Origin of the sequence: Microbacterium oxydans, assembly GCF_006540085.1 — a bacterium.
Taxonomy (GTDB): domain Bacteria; phylum Actinomycetota; class Actinomycetes; order Actinomycetales; family Microbacteriaceae; genus Microbacterium; species Microbacterium oxydans.
In genome coordinates, this window is record NZ_BJOG01000009.1 from 170987 (window position 1) to 189005 (window position 18019).

An 18019-nucleotide genomic window follows, 5' to 3' on the forward strand; every position below is an offset into this window, starting at 1 on the left:
GAATGACACCACGTACCCGACCCACCCGCCTGCTCGCCGCCGTCTCCGTCGGCCTCGGCGCGATCGCCCTCACCGCCTGCGGGAGCGGAGTCTCCACGGGAGCAGCGCCCGCCTCCTCCGGAGAGGCGATCAGCATCGAGAACTGCGGCCGCACGGTCGAGATCCCGGCCACGCCGACGGCCGTCGTCGGACTGCACCCCTCGCAGACCGAGCTGCTGCTGCGCCTGGGCCTCGCCGATTCGCTCGTCGGACAGGCGCAGGCCACCGCGGACGAGCTGCCGAGCGACGTCGCAGACCTCGCGGCCGATGTGCCCGTCATCGGCGGAGACGCACCGCCCAGCCGGGAGGAACTGCTCGCCGTCGAACCCGACTTCGTCTACTCGCCGACCACCTACGAGTTCACCGCGGAGCAGGGCTTCGCCAGCATCGAGCAGCTCTCCGAGGCCGGCGTCGCCGCGTACACCGCGACCGGCGGATGCTTCGACCGGCGCATGGAGGGCACGGTCGACGACCTCTTCATCGACCTCGAGAACCTCGGCGAGATCTTCCACGTCGAGGACGAGGCGAACGACCTGATCGAGTCGTCCAAGGCCGAGCTCGCGACCGTCGATGCGGCGCTCGAAGGCAAGGATCGCCCCCGCGTCGCCCAGGTCTTCGTGGAGGGCACGACCCTCACCGCGATCGGTGCCGGCATCGAGTACGACATCCTGAAGCGCGCCGGCGCCGACAACGTCTTCACGCCGGACGATCCCGCGTTCGCCGACTTCTTCGCCGCCGAGATCACCCCGGAGTCGCTCGCGTCAGAGGCACCGGACGCGATCGTCTTCGCGGTGTCCGATCCCGCGCACGAGGCGGCCGTCCGCTCCTACCTCGCCGCGACGTTCCCCGACATGCCCGCCGTGCGCGACGGTCGACTGATCGCGGTGCCGTCGACCGACCTGTTCCCCGGCACACTCGGGAACGTCTCGGCCGTGCGGCTGATCGCCGAGGGCCTCCACCCGGACGTCGTCTTCGACTGAGCATCACTTCCTCCGCCCGCACCCCCGCGTGGCTGCGCCCCCGGGAAGCTCTTGTGCTCCCGGGGGCGCAGTCTCCGCGCTAGGCCTGCATGACGGCGAGGACGTTGCCCGCGGGGTCGCGGAACCACGCGATGTCCGGCCCTCGCCCGTTCCCGCGGACGATGCCGCGCTCGTCGGAGGGGAACTCCTCGTCGCTGTAGATCTTCGTCTGGACGCCCCGGGCGATGAGCTCGTCCACGGCGGCGTCGACATCCGCCACCGGGAAGTTCAGGATCGTGAAGCTCGCCGGCGTGTGGTTCGGCTTCGAGTACACGAGGATCGAGCCGCCACGGGGCAGGCGCAGGTCGAGGAACCCCATCGCGTTGCGCTCGACGTCGAGCCCGAGCGTCGCGCCGTAGAACTCCTCCGCCGCGTCGATGTCGTCGACGCTGAATCCGCTGAACGCGTTGTCCGCTGTGAAAGCTGCCATGGCTCCAGCATCCGCCTCCTCGGCGCGCTTGTCGATGCCTTCTCGGCTCCCTCTCACCCCGCGGCGCGCACGAGCCTGCCGACCAGGTCGACGTAATCCACTCCCGCCGCGGCGAACATCCGCGGCACCTGCGACGCCGCGGTCAGCCCCGGCATCGTGTTCACCTCGTTCAGCAGGGGACCCCTGTCCGTGAGGAAGAAGTCCATCCGCGCGACGCCGTCGCACCCCAGGGCGTCGAACATCGCGATCGCAGCGCGCTTGAGGGCCGCCGCCTCGCCCGCGTCGAGCTGCGCCGGCACCGTGAAACGCGCACTTCCGTCGTACTTCGTCGCCGTGTCGAAGAGACCGGTCGCGTGGATCTCCAGCGGCGGAGCCGCCCACCGGATGCCCCCCTTCTCGCGCAGCACGGCCACGTCGATCTCGCGCGCCCTGACGACCTCCTCGACGAGGATGCGCCGGTCGAAGCGCGCGGCCTCGTGCAGCGCGGCGAGCAGATCCTCCTCCTGGGTCACGAGACTCACGCCGTGGCTCGACCCCGCCGAGACCGGTTTCACCACGACCTCGCCGTCGAACTCCACATCCCCGATGTCGTCCGCCGAGATCAGCCGCCCGCGGGCGGTGCCGATCCCCACCGCGTCCGCCACCAGCTTCGTCGTCCATTTGTCCATGCCGATCGCACCGGCGCGCAGCCCCGAGCCCACCACGCGCACTCCGGCGAGGGCGCAGAGAGCCGCCAGCGCCCCGTCCTCGCCGAGCGCACCGTGTACGGCCGGGAAGACCACGTCCGTGCGAGTGAGCAGCGGAAGCGCGAGCGCCAGCGACTCGGCGGCGGATCCCCCGTTCGGGCGCCCGTCGACGCGCCAGATGCCGTCTCGATCGATGGTCACGCACGTCACCTCGTGACCGCCCAGCCGCAGGGCTGCACCGACCGCGGCCGCCGACGCCAACGACACGTCGTGCTCGGCGTTCTGCCCTCCCCCGATGACCAGCACCCTCGTCATGCCGCGCTCCTCCGCACTCGCGCTCCGATCCCGGTGACGATGGTGTGCGGGATCGTCCCCGCCCACCGCGCCCACTCCTGCACCGAGGGCACCGCGCCCCCGTCCGGCCCGAACACGGTCGCGATCGTGCCGCGCGGGAACAGCGCGGCACCCGTGTCCACCACGATCTGATCCATCGACACCCGTCCGACGATCGGATACCGCACGCCGCCGATCTCGACGCCGGCGCCCGGCGCGAGCTCTCGCGGGATCCCATCCGCGTAGCCGACGCCCACCACCGCGAGGTGCGTCTCCGCACGGCTGACATGCGTTCCCGCATACCCGACAGCCGTGCCCGCCGGGGCGAGAGCCCCGTGCACGACGGGCGCGGTCCATCGTGAAGCCCCGATCAGTGGCGTCGTCTCCGAGGGGTCGATCCCGACGAGTCCTGCGCCGATCCGCACCATCCCGAAATGGGTCGCGGGATCGGTCAGCGCCCCGGACGTCGCCGCCAGATGCACGAGCACCGGTCCGAGGCCGGCACGCAGGACCGCATCCCTGCCCTGCCGCATGCGCAGCACGGCCGCGGCGTTCGCGCCCGGATCGCCCTCGTCGGCGCGCGGCAGATGACCCATGACCCCCACGACCTCGATCCGCCCTCTGCCGGCGCGCGCCAGTCGGAAGAGCTCTGGCCACTCGTCCAGCGGAGACCCGCCGCGGGCCATCCCGGTGTCCAGATGCAGGTGCACCCTGACCGGGCCCGACGTCTCAGCACTCAGCTGGCGAAGCTCTTCGGCGGAGCCCACCGCGATGTCGATACGATGCTCCGCCGCTGCCTCGGCGTCGATGCCCGCCGGGTTCAGCCAGGAGAGGATGGGCACCGCGAGTCCGGCGTCGCGGAGTGCGACACCCTCGGCGACCTGCGTCACCCCGAGCCACTCGGCGCCCGCCGCGACCGCAGCCGTTGCCACGACGACGGCACCGTGTCCGTAGCCGTCGGCCTTCACGACGGCCATGATCGGCACCGGAGTCGCCGCCCTGACGATCCGGAGGTTCTCGGCGACGGCGTCGGGGAGCGTGGTCAGCGTCGGCGCGTGCAGGCGCGAGGCGATCGCGGGACGAGGGGCGGTCATGGTGGTCATCGCTGCATCCTCGGGTCTTCGGTGGGATCGGCGTACATCTCGGGGCACCCCTGATCGATCGCCTCGGGGCGCAGCTCGTAGTGCCATGACTCGTTCGCGTACGTCTGGCACAGTCCGTAGTCGGAGCCGTGCTGGGCGAGCCAGTCGAGCGTGGGCAGGGGGCCGACGTCCACGGCGTCGCCCGACACGTGCGCCGAGGTCTGCGGCGTCGCCACCCAGCGGCGCGCTTCGCCCTCCGAGCCGTAATCGACGATCGCGTCCTGGAGCATCCGTTCCTGCAGCCCCGGCGAGCGCCATCCGCTGTTCACCAGGAACGTGATGCCATCGCGCTCGGCATCCGAGGCCGCCCGCTGCAGGGCGTCGAGCAGCGCGGGGTCGAGGTTGCCGACCGCGACGCGGTCCACGTCGAACACCGTGGGCTGATCCCCGTCACGGATCGCTCCGTCGGCGTCGCCCGGCACGTCGACGGGCTGCACCTCGTCGGGCACCGGGGTCGGCACGGGCGTGGGGAACGTCTTCGCCGTGTCGGCGAAAGCCACGGACAACGACTGCTGCACCGCGAACGCCAGGATCACGGCGGCGGCGAGCGCGACCACGACGCCGGCGGCCCGACGGCGACGACGTGCCCGCAGCGGGAGGGACGAGCTGTTGGTGTTCATGCTCCCAGTGAAGAAGGGAGCCGGTTGCCAGGGCGTATGCGCTTTTCCATATGCTCGCGATATGCCGGGGTGCGTAGGATCGCTGCCATGCGTGTGCTGATCGTCGAGGACGAGCCCTACCTCGCCGAGGCGATCCGCGATGGGCTGCGCCTCGAGGCGATCGCGGCCGATATCGCGGGCCACGGCGACACGGCGCTGGAGCTGCTGAGCATCAACTCCTACGACCTCGCCGTGCTCGACCGCGACGTGCCCGGGCCCTCCGGCGATGACATCGCCCGCTGGATCGTCGCGTCGGGAAGCGGCATCCCCATCCTCATGCTCACCGCAGCCGACCGCCTCGACGACAAGGCGAGCGGCTTCGAGATCGGTGCGGACGACTACCTCACCAAGCCGTTCGAGATGCGCGAGCTGGTGCTGCGTCTGCGTGCTCTCGACCGTCGCCGCCAGCGCAGTCGACCTCCCGTGCTGGAGGTCTCCGGCCTTCGCCTCGATCCGTTCCGCCGGGAGGTGTACCGCGACGACCGCTACGTGGCGCTCACCCGCAAGCAGTTCGCCGTGCTGGAGGTGCTCGTCGACGCCGAGGGCGGTGTCGTCAGCGCGGAGGAGCTGCTCGAGCGCGCCTGGGACGAGAACGCCGACCCGTTCACGAACGCCGTGCGCATCACGGTCTCCTCGCTGCGCAAACGCCTGGGCGAGCCGTGGATCATCCTCACCGTGCCGGGTGTCGGATACCGGATCGGAACGGATGCCGATGCCTAGGCGCCGCGGGATGAGCGCTCGCCTCAAGCTCACCCTCAGCTATGCGGGCATCGTGGTGGTCTCCGGGCTGCTGCTGCTCGCCGCGGTGGCCCTGTACCTGCTGCGCTACGTGCCCGACGTGCAGATCTCCGCGGACATCCGCGTTCCCAACCGCTCCGACCTGATCAGGGCGTTCGTGCCGGTCGCCTCGACGGTCATGGTGGCACTGCTGGCCATCGGGCTCGGCGGCGGATGGCTGCTGGCCGGACGCATGCTGGCACCTCTGGAACGCATCGGCGACGCTGCGCGACTGGCGGCGCAGGGCTCGCTCTCGCACCGGATCGCGCTCCCCGGCCCTCGCGACGAGTTCCGCGATCTGGCCGATGTCTTCGACTCGATGCTCGAGCAGCTCGAAGCCCACGTCGCCGAGCAGCAGCGGTTCGCCGCGAACGCCTCGCACGAGCTGCGCACGCCTCTCGCGATCTCGCAGGCGCTGCTCGAGGTCGCCCGTGACGACCCGGACCGCGACGTGGACGAGCTGATCGCCCGACTGCAGCGGGTGAACACGCGTGCGATCGACCTCACGGAGGCGCTGCTGCTGCTGAGCCGGGCGGATCGTCGGACGTTCCCGCGCGAGATCGTCGATCTCTCCCTTCTCGCCGAGGAGGCCGTCGAGGCGCTGGTTCCCCTCGCCGACCGTCGAGGAGTCGCACTGGAGGTCGGCGGCGTCCCCGCGTCGGTGCTCGGGTCGGCGGCGCTGCTGCCGCAGCTGGTCATGAACCTCGTCCTCAACGCGATCGTGCACAACCTTCCGACCGGCGGGGCCGTTGCCGTGCGCACGCACTCGATGCCGCACGCGGTCGCGCTGGTCGTGGAGAACACCGGTGAACAGTTGCCTGCACATCAGGTCGCCACCCTTGTCGAACCGTTCCAGCGCGGGGCGGAGCGCACCCGCGGCGACGACCATGCGGGGGCGGGGCTCGGCCTTGCGATCGTCGACCGCATCACGCAGGCGCACAACGGCACGCTCGTCCTCACCCCGCGGACGGACGGCGGTCTGATCGTGACCGTGTGGCTGCCGCACCCCTACCCGACGGGCCTTCCCGGCTGACTGTCCGCAGGTGTTTCGAATCGCGCAAACGGTCGGATGCGGGGCCCAGAAGGAACCATTTGCGCGATTCGAAGACGGGGCTCAGGCCACCCGCGGGTCGCGTGTCGCGGCGAGCTCGCGGCCGTAGGTGCGGGCGTCGGCTTCGGCGTTCTCCTTGAGCTCGCGCGCGGTGTCGGCGAACGCGTCGAGCGCCGGGTTGACGCCGACCAGCGTGAACGGACGCTGCACGACGCGCAGATCGAGACCCCAGACGTCTTCGAGCACGCGTCGCAGCCAGCCGGTCGAGTGGTCCCAGCCCTCCTTGGGCGAACCGGGCGCGTAGTTGCCGCCGAGCACGGTGACCAGGGTCGCCGGCTTGCCGTTCAACGCGGTGCCGGTCGGATCGATGCGTGCGTCGGTGTAGGCGAGATCGAACCAGGTCTTGAAGTGCTGCGAGACGCCGTAGTTGTAGAGCGGCACCGCGAACAGCAGAGCGTCGGCGCCGATGAGCTCGTCGGCGAACTGCGTCGCGAGGGCGCGAGCCTCGTTCTGCGCAGGGGTCCGCTGGGCCTCGTCGACGAATCCACCCGTCACGGCATCCGCCCACGCGGTCGCGGGCACGGGGTCGCTCGCCAGATCGCGACGGAAGACGGTCGAATCGGGGTGCGACGCGGTCCACTCGGCCTCGACGATGTCGGCGAGCGCACGACTGGCGGACGACGCGGGAAGGATGCTGGCATCCAGGCGGAACAGGGACATGAGCCTACCTCTCGTTTTCGTAGTCGCTCTGTTTTTCTTAGCGACATCGGTTAACGTAGCACGGGTAGGATGGGGGGATGTCCGGGACCGACGAAGGGCGTCAGGTGTGCGACGCCGCCGTCACACTGGCCTTCAGCGTGCTCGGGAAGCGGTGGAACGGCATGATCGTGTCGTCGCTCGGGGGCGGACCCATGACCTTCGTCTCGCTGCGCCGCGCCGTTGACGGCATCAGCGACACCGTGCTCTCCGATCGCCTGGCCGAACTCGCCGACGCCGGACTCGTCGCGCGCACGGTCGAGGCCGGCCCGCCGGTGACCGTGTCGTACGCGCTCACGCCAGCGGGGGAAGGACTCCTGCCGATCCTGAACCAGCTGGGGCAGTGGGCGTCGGCGAACCTCGGCGAGCGCGCGCACTGACGCCTTTGCAGGCCGCGCCCCTCACGCCAGGGGCAGCCAGATCTCGGTGACGGAATCGGTCGGCGCCGTGGTTGCGGGATCGCTCAGGTACTCCTCGAACACGGGGTGATCTCGCGGCACCTCTCCGGAGGCCGGCAGCCACCTGCCGTAGAGCCACCGATACGCCCGATGCATCGACGAGTACGGCCCGGAGTACTCCAGCACCGCATGACGTCCCGCGGGGATGGTTCGCACCTCGAGTGATTCCGGTGCGTCGGCGGCATCGGCGATCACGACCCCGGCAGCAGAGCGCAGACTCCGCGCGGGGACGGCATCCGGATCATCCTCGTAGACCGCGACCATGCGCCCTCCTTGCGGGAACCGGTCGCGCACACGTGCGAACGCGCGGCCGATCTCGAGGTACGGACCACGGTGGGGCGAGACTGCGAGCACAACGGGGCCCGTCTCGCGAATCTCCACGGGGTGCGACTCGAGCAGTTCGCCGCCAGGGCGCTGGAACGCCGCGTGCGCCCCAGCCTCCCTGAACCTCGCCGGCGGCATCCCGTATCCACGGGACAGCGCCCGGCTGAACGTCTCGACGGTGGAGAACCCGGCACGGCGCGCGATGCGGGTGATCGGCAAGCCGGTCTCGACCAGCAGGGAAGCCGCGCGCTCCAGGCGCAACCGCAGCACGGTCTGAGCAGCTGTCTCGCCGCGCACCGCACGGTAGATGCGGTGCCAGTGATACGGCGAGAATCGAGCGACCTCGGCGAGGATGCTCAAGTCGAGATCGTCATCGAGGTGCCGGTAGATGTACTCGGTGACGTCGTCGAGCTGCTGCTGGTACTGCGCGGCCTTCACGATGCCGAGCGTAGCCCCAGCGAGATCTCGATCGCCCCGTCCTGGCCGTAGCGCTCCACGTCGGCGAGGTAGCTGAGGTCGAGATCGTCCCGCTCCCAGATGCGCTGCCACGCCTCGGCGACGAGGTCGGGTCTGCCCGGTTCGAGGATGATCACCTCGCGCTCCGATGCGGGCACGGTGACGACGACCAGGCCGTCCGAAGCAGCCACGCCCTCTGGCACCCGATGCCCGATCACGAGCGTGTAGTCGCCGAGGTTGTCGACTCCGGCGTGCTCGTGCTCGGTGTACACCGCGTAGACGTCTCCGCCTGCACCGAGCCTCCCCGCCACATCTGCCTCGACGAATGCGGCCCAGTGCGGCGGGATGGTCTCCATCGCCTCGCGGTTGTTCGTGCGCAGGGGGATCCCTGCGACGCGGAGCTGCTGCTGTGTGATCCTCATGAGATCAGGATGCCGCCGACGGATTGACGATTCTTGCGGCATCCGATCCGCTCACCAGGGGCTGGGCTCGTAGTCCTTCAGGAACACGCCCTGCACGTCTTCGCCGGCCTCGCCGCGCACGATCGGGTCGTACACGCGGGCCGCGCCGTCGACCAGATCGAGCGGTGCGTGGAAGCCCTCCTCAGCGAGTCGCACCTTCGTGTAGTGCGGGCGCTCGTCGGTGATCCATCCGGTGTCGACGGCGGTCATCAGGATGCCGTCCTTCTCGAGCATCTCGCCCGCGCTCGTGCGCGTGAGCATGTTGAGCGCGGCCTTGGCCATGTTCGTGTGCGGGTGGCCAGGCCCCTTGTAGCGACGAGAGAACTGGCCCTCCATGGCCGAGACGTTCACGACGTACTTGCGACGGGAATCGGATGCCGCCATCGACGCGCGCAGACGGCTGATCAGCAGGAACGGCGCTGTCGTGTTCGCGAGCTGCACCTCGAGCATCTCGAGCGGATCGACCTGCTCGATCGACTGCACCCAGCTGTTGACGCGGTTCACGTCGGGCACGAGGCCGCCGGCGTCGATCGCGGTGCCGTCGGCATGCTTCTCGAGCGACGACGATCCGGGCGCCATCGCGAGGCGCGCGAGATCTTCGGCCGTGAGTGCCTGACCACCCTGCTCGGCGACCGTGCCGCCGAGGGCCGCGACCGAGAGCAGCGGATGCGCATCGACCGAGGCCTGCAGCGCCTGCGGGTGCGGGTCGGCCGTGTGCCCGAAGGTCTCCATCTCGGGCAGGGGCCCGTCGGGGAGGGGCTGCAGCTCGGCATCCGCCAACAGGGAGTAAGCACCCGGCGAGCGGCGTACGGTCTGTGCGGCGTTGTTGATGAGGATGTCGAGCGGGCCCTGAGCGGCGACCGAGTCCGCCAGGCCGATCACCTGAGCAGGGTCGCGCAGGTCGATGCCGACCACGCGCAGGCGGTGCAGCCAGTCGGCCGAGTCGGGCAGGGCCGAGAAGCGTCGCACGGCGTCGCGCGGGAAGCGGGTCGTGATCGTGGTGTGCGCGCCGTCACGCAGCAGCCGCAGCGCGATGTGCATGCCGATCTTCGCGCGGCCACCCGTGAGCAGGGCGCGCTTACCGGTGAGGTCGGTGCGGGCGTTGCGCTTGCCGTGGCTGAAGCGGGCGCAGTCCGGGCAGAGCTGGTGGTAGAAAGCGTCGACCTGTGTGTACGGCTGCTTGCAGATGTAGCAGTTGCGGGGCTTCAGCAGCTCGCCCGCGATCGGGGCGTCGACGACGCTGGTGGCGAGATCGTTGCCACGGGTCTCATCGTCGATGCGGTCGGGGGCACCCGTGGCGGTGCGGGCCACCACGGCTTTGTCGGCCTCGGCGATCGCGTCACGGATCTGCTTGCGGCGCACCCGCTTCACGTCTTTGAACATCGCCGCGGTGGCCTGGCGTACCGCGATGAAGTCGGGGTGCTCGTTGTCGATCCGGTGCAGCTCGCGCAGCACGCGCAGCGTGGTGGCGAGATCTTCGGGGTCGACGCCCGGTCCGAGGTCGGGTGCAGCGTCGGAGGGGGCGTCGGTCATTGTCCCGATTTTACGCGAGTGTCCTGGGACAGGCTTGATATGCAAGCATCCACTTGCCTATCGTGATCCCATGGCCGATCTGTTCCACGCGCTCGACGACGAGACGAGGCGACTCATCCTCGATGAGCTGTCGCGGCGGGACGGACAGACGCTCTTCGAGATCTGCTCGACGTTGACGATGCAGCACGGTGTGACGCTGACCCGGCAGGCGGTCTCCCAGCACCTCGCGGTACTCGAATCCGCCGGACTGATCTCCACGGAACGACAAGGCCGTTCCAAGTTCCACTTCTTCCATCCGGAACCCATCGCCCGCATCGCCGAGCGGTGGCCGACCACACGGAGCACCCCATGAGAATCGAACTGACCAGCATCTTCGTCGATGACCAGCGCAAGGCCCTCTCCTTCTACACCGACGTGCTCGGCTTCACGAAGCACCATGACATCCCCCTCGGCGATGCCGCCTGGCTCACGGTGACCTCGCCCGAAGCGCCCGGCGGACCCGAGCTCCTGCTCGAGCCTTCGGAGCACCCCGCGGTCAAGCCCTACCGCGACGCGCTCGTCGAAGACGGCATCCCACTCGCGCAGTTCGCCGTCGACGACCTCGCCGCCGAACACGCACGCCTGACCGGGCTCGGCGTCGTGTTCACCCAGCCGCCGACCGACATCGGTGCCGCCTGGGTCGCGGTTCTCGACGACACGTGCGGCAACCTGATCCAGCTGATCCAGATGAAGGCCGACGGACAGGGCTAGGCGATCCCGCCGCCGTCCACGACGAGGGCCGAGCCGGTGACGTACGAGGAGTCGTCGCTCGCCAGCCAGACCACCGCCTGTGCGACCTCGCTCGGCTCGCCCATGCGGCGCAGCGGGCGATCGGCGGCTTCGGCGAGGAACGCGTTGGTGTCCTGCGCCAGCTGACGCGCTTCCTCCCGCAGCATCCCGGTGTTCACATCGCCGGGGTTGACCGAGTTCACGCGGATGCCGGCGGGACCGTGGTCGATCGCGAGCGCGCGCGTCATGTTCACGACCGCGCCCTTCGAGGCGCAGTAGGAGATGGCCTGGCCACCGCCCTTGAGGCCCCAGCCCGACCCGGTGTTGATGATCGAGCCTCCACCCGCAGCCTCCATGACCGGAACGATGTGCTTGCACATCAGGAAGATCGAGCGCACGTTCACGCCGAACACGCGGTCCCACTCCTCGACGGTCGTCTCGACGGCGGTGGTGCGACGGATGATCCCGGCGTTGTTGAAGACGACGTTCACTCCGCCGAGTTCGGCCACCGACGTGGCGATCACCCGTTCGATGTCGGACTCGCTCGCCACATCCGCCGCGATCGCGATGGCCATGCCACCGGCCGCACGGATCTCCTCCGCGACGGCTTCGGCCGCCTCCGTGTTCAGGTCGACGACGGCGACCGCCGCGCCCTCGGCAGCGAGTGCGAGTGACGTGGCGCGACCGATGCCGCCGGCACCGCCGGTGACGATGGCCTTCTTGTTCTCGAGACGCATGGGGTGTCCTTTCGGGTACGTGCAGACGGGTCTGTCGGGGTCGGGATGTGTCAGGTGAGGGAGAGTTCGGGTGCGGTCACGGCATAGAGACTCGTGGTGCCGACGCCGGTGATGATGCGGACATGCCCGGCGAGTCTCGCATCGAGTTCCGGGTCGCCGGTGTCGACGAGGAGCGGCCGACCCTGCAGGTCGATGAGCTTCTGCTCGGGGGCGACGACGAGGAGCGGGTCGTCGCCGAGCGCACGAAGAACGGGTGCCGAGAGCTGTTGGTTGCCGCGCCCGAGCAGGAACCCCTGCCCGCCGATCACGGTGACGACGGCCCGCGCCGGGCCCTCGGCGATCTGGGCGAGCAGCTCCTGCTCACTCGCGCCGTGGACGAGGACGGCACCGTCGAGAACGACGTCGACGCCGAGTGGCGATCCTTCGACGCCGAGCTGCCGAGCGATCTCCGCGGTCGTGCCGCCGGGGCCGAGCAGATAGCGCACGCCCGGTCGCATGCGGGAGACAGCCCCGCGGGCCGCAGCTTCGACCGCAGCCGCCTCGGTGACCGGCGTCGGCGCCTTGCGTGCCTGAGTGCGGCCCGCACGATGCGGCACCCGGAGCATTCCGTACAGCGTGGGGTCGACGCGGGCGCGCCGCATCGCGGCCTCGTCGATGTCGAGCACCTCACGCTCCTCGGTCGGGAGTCCGTTGTGCTCGATCCAGTCCGCGGCGATCGATCCCGCCGCCCGCGGACTGACCGCGAACACGGGCGAGTACATCTTCACGCCTGCCGGAACTCCGAGCACGGCCGGCAGACCGTGCGCCTGTCGGCAGCTTTCGGCATCGAGCGCGGATCCGTCGTCGCACCTTCCGCCATCGGGCTTTTCACCCGACGGATGTGCCACGGCGCCGAGCCCCGTGACCGCGTCGCGAAGGGTGCCGTCGCCGCCCACGACGAGGATCAGATCGACCCCCGCCGCGGCCAACGCTGCGACCGCACGCGAGGTATCCGCCGCCTCCGTCACCTCGGTCACACCCGCCTCGGTCACGCCCGCATCGCTCGAGCCGGCCCCGACGACGCACGGCACGAGACCTGCGACGCGCACCGCATCGGCGCCCATGGCTCCGGGCACCGTCGCGACCACGAGTCCCGGATGCCGTTCGGCGAGCGTCGTCAGGGCGAGGACCGCCCGTTCCTGCACGCGCGAACGGGCGCCGCGCGCGATGGCGAGGCGCTGCACGTCCGCACCGTCGGAGCCGGCGAGCCCCGCGGGCCCTCCGACTCCGGCGACAGGGTTGACGACGAGTCCGAGCATCGCGGTCAGTCCGCCAGTGCGGCCAGCTCCACCGCGTACTTCCGCTGGTACGCGCGCCAGGTGATCGCCCACCGCTCCGGGTCGTCCAGATCGTCATGGTGCGTGTGGTGCACGGTCTGGTTGTGCGGCGCGGTGCGCACCACCTCGGGGGTCTCTCGCGCCTCACGTGCCACCTCGGCGAGGGTCGCCGCATACTCGTCGAGCTCCGCCATGGAGTACGACTCGGTGGGCTCCAGCGTGAACGGCTGCGGCACCACGTAGGGGTGGTGACTCGTCCAATAGTGCATCCCGAAGTCGGACATGCGCACGCCGATCTCCTCCGACGAGATGCCGGTCTCCTGGTACAACTCCTCCCACGAGTAGCGCACCTGTTCGATGCGGCGGCGACCCGTGGCATACGGCGCGGATGCTCCGGGGATCGCGAGCACACGAGCCATCAGGTAGTTGTTGTTCAGCACGGCGGTCTCCGCGGCGGCGAGCAGCCCCGGAGCCCCCAGTGCCATGATCCAGGAGTAGGCCTTCACGAGCGCGGGGATGACGCCGAAGAACGGGCCGACCGCGCCGATCGACAGCTCTCCGGCCTCCACCACCCCGAAGGTCCCGTCATCCGCCCGCACCACGCGCGGTCCCGGCAGGAACGGGGCGAGCGCCGCGCTCACGGCGTTCGCGCCAGAGCCGGGTCCACCGGAGCCGTGCGGGGTGCCGAAGGTCTTGTGCAGGTTGAAGTGACACACGTCGAAGCCGGCGTCGCGGGCGCGCGTGACACCGAGGATGCCGTTCGCGTTGGCCTGGTCGTACGAGGCGAGGGCTCCGACCGCGTGCGCGGCGTCGACCCACTCCCGGATCGCCGGATTGTAGATGCCGGTGTCCTCCGGGTTCGTGACCATGATCGCCGCGGTGCGGGGCGACAACGCGGCCTTCAACGCGTCGAGCGACGGATAGCCCTCGGCGTCGGGGTAGACCGTGATGACCTCATAGCCTGCCGCCTTCGCCGCGGCCGCGTTCGAGGGGTGGCTGAAGATCGTGGTGATGACCTCGCGGCGCTGCTCGCCTTCGCCGTTCGCCTCATGGAAGGCCCGGATCATGGCGATGTTCGACCAGATCGCCGCCGAGCCGCCCTGCGTGTGCAGCGACACCTCGTCCATGCCGGAGATCTCGGCGAGCACCCGTTCCAACTGCCAGACGATCTCGAGCACGCCCTGCGCATCGGCCGGATCCTGGTGCGGGTGCATCGCGGTGAGCTGCGGGGTGTTCGCGAGCTGGTCGTTGATCTTCGGGGCGTACTTCATGGTGCAGGTGCCCTGGCCGATGTCGACGTTGAAATCGGCACCGAGGTTCTCCTGCGACAGACGCAGGTAGTGCTTGAGCACGCGCATCTGCCCCATCTCGGGCAGCTTCGGCTTCGCGGCGCGGCGCAGGGAAGCCGGCAGCGCGGCGACCACATCGCCCACCGCCTCGCGCACGCCCGGCTCGACCTGCGACACCAGCACGCCGCGTTCACCTGGTGTGGTCAGCTCGAAGATGATCGGCTCGTCCCAGCGGGCCTGCTGGAATCGGCGGAGCGCCGGCTTGGGCGCGACGGGGAGGCTCACTTCTGCTCCTCTGCGAGTTCGGGGGCGACGACTGCGGCGAGCGCGCCGGCCAGGACGTCGATGTCGGATTGGGAGACCAGTTCGGTGACGCAGACGAGCAGGCGGTGCTCGCCCACGACCACGCCGGGTTCGATGCCCCGGGCGCGGAGCGCCGTGACGACCTCCGCCGCTGGCACCGGAAGGGTCACCGTGAATTCGCGCAGATGCACGGCGTCGTCATCGAGAGAGACACCGGGAACGGCGGCGAGGGCCTGCTGCGCGTACCGGGTGCGGGCGAGCAGCACCTCGCCGAGCTCCGCCATGCCGGTGGGACCCATGAGGGCCAGGTAGACACCGGCGGCGATGCCCCACAGGGCCGCGGCCGTGCCGACCCATTCCTTCCCCTCCTCGCGGTGTGCGAACGAGGTGCGGTCGTAGGCCACGTCGCCGAAGCCGTACTCGCCGGGCACGTCGGTGGTCGCGAGCCCGAACAGGCGCGAGGGCATCTCCATCACGAAAGCGGGGTCGTCGTGCACGGCGATGAAGCCACCGTGGGCTCCGCCGAACCACTGATGCAGGCCGAGGGACTGGATGTCTCCGGTGACGATGTCGGCACCGGAGACCGAGGGCGGGGTGAGCACCCCGTAGCCGATGGGATCGGTGCCGACCACGAGCACGGCGCCGGCAGCGTGCGCGGCATCCGCGATCTCCTGCAGCGCCGCCTCCACTGCGCCGGTGGCGCTGGGCGTCTCGACCCACACGGCGGCGACATCGTCGCCGAGTGCGGTCCTGATCCCCTCCACGTCCGCCGTGCCGTTCACGGGCGGCACGTGCTCGAGCGTCAGGTGGGCCCGCACGTAGTCGTGCACCTTCGCGAGCTTCGCCGGCAGCACGTCACTGACGACCAGCACGCGCACGCGGCCGGTGAGACGCCCCGACATCGTGAGACCGGTCGCCGTCGCCTGGTAGCCGTCGTAGACCGGCACGTTCACGACGTCCATCTCCAACAGCTCCGCCATCAGCGACTGGTACTGGAACAGGGCCTGGAAGCGGCCGTGGTCCTCGTAGGGTTCGCCGGCATAGGCGGTCAGGAACTCGCTGCGGCCGATGACCTCATCCACCACGGCGGGCACGTAGTGGTTGTAGGTGCCCGCGCCGAGGAAGCTCAGTCGTTCCTCGGTCGAGCGGTTCCTGGCGAGCAGTCCGCGCACGTGACGGGCGAGGTCCTGCTCGGCCGCGAACGGTGCCGGCAGATCGAGCGCCCGGCCGAGTCGCAGCGACTCCGGCACATCGGCGTAGAACTCGTCGACCGACGCGGCGCCGACGGCCTCGAGCATCGCCGCCCTCGACTCGGGGGCGGTGTTGGGGATGTACGGATGCACGAACGGAGTGGTCATGCGTCCTCCTTCACGTCATCAGCGCCCGAGGGCGGGGTCAGGGTGGCAAGAGAGAGGGTGTCGGCACGGGGAGCGGCGAGCACCGCGACGCCGAAGCGTCCGAGCTCCAGACGGCCCGCATGACGCACGCCGGTGAGCAGGTCAACGCCCGGCGACGGGATCTCGAACGCGACGGGCGAGCGCCCGTGATTCAGGTAGAACGTGTAGTCGGTGGCGTCGTCTGCTCGGGTGACGACCTCGACGTCGACGTCCGTCTGCTCGCGAGCGGGAAGGCCCGCGGTGCGCAGGACGTCGCGGAACACCGTGAGCAGACCGTCCGGTTCGAACATCGCACTGACGTACCAGGCCGACCCTTCCCCCGCCGCGCGACGGGTCACCGCCGGCAGGCCGTCGAGCTCACCACTCGCATACGTGGCACGCGCCTCGACGTCGTCATCCGCTTCGAGCCATTCGCTCCAGGAGGTCACCGTCAGGAGCTCGCCCGCGAAGTCGATGCTCTCGGTCAGCCCGTCGGCGATCGGCCACTGCTCGTCGACCTCGATGCCGAGCAGGTCGCGCAGCAGTCCTGGCGCTCCGCCGTCGTGCACCTTCTCGGTGGCATCCACCACTCCCGAGAACGGCCCGACCACGAGGTGCCCTCCGCGTTCGACGAACGCCTGCAGCGCCTCGGCCTGCGGCTGCTCCACGATGTAGAGGTTCGGCACCACGACCACGTCGTAGCGGTCGAACGGTCCCGTCGCACGCACCGCATCCACCGGCTGGCCGAGCGTGTACAGCGCCCGGTGCCAGGCGCGGGCCTGCTGTGCCCACTGCAACCGCTGCGAGGGCAGCGACTCGACGGCGCTGGTGCCCCACCACGAGTCCCAGTCCACCACCAGCGCCACGCGCGAGCGCACCCGGGTACCGCGCACGGGTTCGAGCTTCTTCAGCTCATTGCCCAGCGCCTTGGTCTCCTGGAAGCTGCGCGAACGCTCGCCTCTGTGGCCGAGCATCGAGGAGTGGAACTTCTCCTGGCCGTACTTCGCCTGGCGCCACTGGAAGAACATCACGGCGTCGGAGCCGTGGGCGACGGCCTGCAGGCTCTCGACGCGGATCTTGCCAGGAGCCTTGGGCACGTTCACGTCGCGCCAGCTCGTGGCGCTCGCGGACGACTCCAGCAGCAGCCACGGCTGTCCGTCCTTGAGCGAACGCATGAGGCCGTAGTTGAGGGCCGCGCCGACGTGCGAGGTCGGGTCGGCCGGCTCGGGGTAGGCGTCATCGGTCACGACGTCTTCGACGGCGGCGAAGTCCCAGTAGTTCAGATCGCGGAACATGCTCATGAAGTTCGTCGTGACCGCGATGTCGGGGGTGACCTCGCGCAGCACGTCGATCTCCACCTGGAACAGCTCCAGCAGCGCATCCGACGAGAAGCGCTCGAAGTCGAGCAGCTTGGTGGGGTTGACCGGGCCCGGAGCCTTCTTCGGCGTCTCGATGTGCTCCCACGAGGTGTAGCGCTGGCCCCACACGTTCACGCCCCAGGCCTCGTTCAGGCCGTCGAGGTCGCCATAGCGGTGCTGCAGCCAGCGGCGGAAGTGCCGGGCCGACTCGGGGCACCAGCAGCGCGAGGTGTGGTCGCCGTACTCGTTCGAGATGTGCCACATCGCAAGGCCCGGGTGCTCGCCGTATCGCTCGGCCATCGCCCGAGCCATCCGTGCGACGTTCTCGCGCCAGATCGGCGAGGAGGGGCAGTAGGTCTGGCGGGATCCGAATTCGAGCCGGTGCCCGTCGGCATCCCACGGGGCCATCTCGGGGTGCGCGCGCAGCAACCATGACGGCGGGGTCGCGGTGGCGGTGGCGAGGTCGATCGCGATGCCCGCCTCCCACAGCAGATCGATGATGCGGTCGAGCCAGGCCCAGTCGAAGACGCCCGGCTCCGGCTCCAGCTGCGGCCAGCTGAAGATCGGCAGGCTCACCATGTTCACGCCCGCTTCGCGCATCAGACGGATGTCTTCGTGCCAGGTCTCTTCCGACCACTGGTCGGGGTTGTAGTCGCCGCCGTAGGCGAGGGCGTCGAGGCGGACGCGTCGGGTGGGCTGGTCGCCACCGGGTGCGGGCACGAAGTCTCCTCTCTGAGTCGTCACCGGC

Annotated in this window: 19 protein-coding genes; 6 read left to right on the forward strand and 13 right to left on the reverse strand. The window is 70.0% G+C overall.

Annotation, left to right across the window (positions count from 1 at the left end; translation table 11 throughout):
• The first annotated feature begins 2 nt into the window (after nt 1-2).
• Nucleotides 3-1019 (forward strand): ABC transporter substrate-binding protein, encoded by a 1017-nt coding sequence (locus MOX01_RS17420; protein ID WP_046746898.1) that lies wholly within the window; start codon nt 3-5, stop codon nt 1017-1019.
• Nucleotides 1020-1098: 79 nt separating this feature from the next.
• Here MOX01_RS17420 and MOX01_RS17425 read toward each other — a convergent pair whose 3' ends face one another.
• Genes MOX01_RS17425 through MOX01_RS17440 form a run of 4 tightly spaced genes read right to left on the reverse strand, consistent with a single transcriptional unit; the run spans nt 1099 to nt 4269 of the window.
• Nucleotides 1099-1488 (reverse strand): VOC family protein, encoded by a 390-nt coding sequence (locus MOX01_RS17425; RefSeq protein ID WP_046746974.1) that lies wholly within the window; start codon nt 1486-1488, stop codon nt 1099-1101.
• 53 nt (nt 1489-1541) lie between these two features.
• Entirely contained in the window at nt 1542-2489 is a 948-nt protein-coding gene (locus tag MOX01_RS17430; RefSeq protein ID WP_141370782.1) for a D-alanine--D-alanine ligase family protein, read from the reverse strand.
• Nucleotides 2486-3610 (reverse strand): alanine racemase, encoded by a 1125-nt coding sequence (gene alr / locus MOX01_RS17435; protein WP_141370784.1) that lies wholly within the window; start codon nt 3608-3610, stop codon nt 2486-2488. The genes MOX01_RS17430 and alr overlap by 4 nt, the downstream gene beginning before the upstream one ends.
• On the reverse strand, nt 3607-4269 hold the full coding sequence (locus MOX01_RS17440; protein WP_141370786.1) for a M15 family metallopeptidase: 663 nt from the start codon (nt 4267-4269) through the stop codon (nt 3607-3609). The genes alr and MOX01_RS17440 overlap by 4 nt, the downstream gene beginning before the upstream one ends.
• An 87-nt stretch (nt 4270-4356) precedes the next feature.
• On the opposite strand from MOX01_RS17440, the gene MOX01_RS17445 reads away from it, so the two are divergent.
• Complete coding sequence (locus tag MOX01_RS17445) at nt 4357-5028, forward strand: response regulator transcription factor (RefSeq protein WP_046746904.1); 672 nt, start codon at nt 4357-4359, stop codon at nt 5026-5028.
• 10 nt (nt 5029-5038) lie between these two features.
• Entirely contained in the window at nt 5039-6118 is a 1080-nt protein-coding gene (locus MOX01_RS17450; protein ID WP_046746905.1) for a sensor histidine kinase, read from the forward strand.
• Nucleotides 6119-6199: 81 nt separating this feature from the next.
• Here MOX01_RS17450 and MOX01_RS17455 read toward each other — a convergent pair whose 3' ends face one another.
• Nucleotides 6200-6856 (reverse strand): FMN-dependent NADH-azoreductase, encoded by a 657-nt coding sequence (locus MOX01_RS17455; RefSeq protein WP_046746906.1) that lies wholly within the window; start codon nt 6854-6856, stop codon nt 6200-6202.
• Between the two features lie 77 nt (nt 6857-6933).
• Between MOX01_RS17455 and MOX01_RS17460 the strand changes: the two genes are divergently transcribed.
• Nucleotides 6934-7272: a winged helix-turn-helix transcriptional regulator gene (locus MOX01_RS17460; protein ID WP_141370788.1), complete on the forward strand. Its 339-nt coding sequence runs from the start codon at nt 6934-6936 to the stop codon at nt 7270-7272.
• A gap of 21 nt (nt 7273-7293) precedes the next feature.
• On the opposite strand, the gene MOX01_RS17465 is transcribed toward MOX01_RS17460, so the two are convergent.
• The 3 genes from MOX01_RS17465 to MOX01_RS17475 are packed head-to-tail and all read right to left on the reverse strand — an operon-like array spanning nt 7294 to nt 10124.
• On the reverse strand, nt 7294-8112 hold the full coding sequence (locus MOX01_RS17465; RefSeq protein WP_141370790.1) for an AraC family transcriptional regulator: 819 nt from the start codon (nt 8110-8112) through the stop codon (nt 7294-7296).
• Complete coding sequence (locus MOX01_RS17470; RefSeq protein ID WP_141370792.1) at nt 8109-8552, reverse strand: GyrI-like domain-containing protein; 444 nt, start codon at nt 8550-8552, stop codon at nt 8109-8111. Before MOX01_RS17470 ends, MOX01_RS17465 begins: the two co-directional genes overlap by 4 nt.
• Before the next feature lie 51 nt (nt 8553-8603).
• A complete protein-coding gene (locus tag MOX01_RS17475; RefSeq protein WP_141370794.1) occupies nt 8604-10124 on the reverse strand; it encodes an SDR family NAD(P)-dependent oxidoreductase in 1521 nt (506 codons plus the stop codon).
• A gap of 70 nt (nt 10125-10194) precedes the next feature.
• Here MOX01_RS17475 and MOX01_RS17480 point away from each other — a divergent pair, with 70 nt between their 5' ends.
• Together MOX01_RS17480 and MOX01_RS17485 are read left to right on the forward strand one after the other, a co-directional pair.
• Entirely contained in the window at nt 10195-10476 is a 282-nt protein-coding gene (locus tag MOX01_RS17480; RefSeq protein ID WP_171010931.1) for an ArsR/SmtB family transcription factor, read from the forward strand.
• On the forward strand, nt 10473-10874 hold the full coding sequence (locus MOX01_RS17485) for a VOC family protein (RefSeq protein ID WP_046746909.1): 402 nt from the start codon (nt 10473-10475) through the stop codon (nt 10872-10874). The genes MOX01_RS17480 and MOX01_RS17485 overlap by 4 nt, the downstream gene beginning before the upstream one ends.
• Here MOX01_RS17485 and MOX01_RS17490 read toward each other — a convergent pair.
• The 5 genes from MOX01_RS17490 to MOX01_RS17510 are packed head-to-tail and all read right to left on the reverse strand — an operon-like array spanning nt 10871 to nt 17991.
• Entirely contained in the window at nt 10871-11629 is a 759-nt protein-coding gene (locus tag MOX01_RS17490) for an SDR family NAD(P)-dependent oxidoreductase (protein WP_046746910.1), read from the reverse strand. The two genes, MOX01_RS17485 and MOX01_RS17490, sit on opposite strands and share 4 nt — an antisense overlap.
• Before the next feature lie 50 nt (nt 11630-11679).
• Nucleotides 11680-12927 carry an ATP-NAD kinase family protein gene (locus tag MOX01_RS17495; protein ID WP_141370796.1) on the reverse strand — a complete coding sequence of 416 codons (1248 nt, stop codon included), beginning with the start codon at nt 12925-12927 and terminating at the stop codon, nt 11680-11682.
• 5 nt (nt 12928-12932) lie between these two features.
• The gene (gene gcvPB, locus MOX01_RS17500; RefSeq protein ID WP_141370798.1) at nt 12933-14519 is read right to left on the reverse strand and encodes an aminomethyl-transferring glycine dehydrogenase subunit GcvPB; all 1587 of its coding nucleotides are present in this window, start codon (nt 14517-14519) and stop codon (nt 12933-12935) included.
• Nucleotides 14516-15895: an aminomethyl-transferring glycine dehydrogenase subunit GcvPA gene (gene gcvPA, locus MOX01_RS17505; RefSeq protein WP_141370800.1), complete on the reverse strand. Its 1380-nt coding sequence runs from the start codon at nt 15893-15895 to the stop codon at nt 14516-14518. The genes gcvPB and gcvPA overlap by 4 nt, the downstream gene beginning before the upstream one ends.
• Nucleotides 15892-17991, reverse strand: coding sequence for a beta-galactosidase (locus tag MOX01_RS17510; RefSeq protein ID WP_141370802.1), 2100 nt, complete (start codon nt 17989-17991; stop codon nt 15892-15894). Before MOX01_RS17510 ends, gcvPA begins: the two co-directional genes overlap by 4 nt.
• Between the last annotated feature and the right edge of the window lie 28 nt (nt 17992-18019).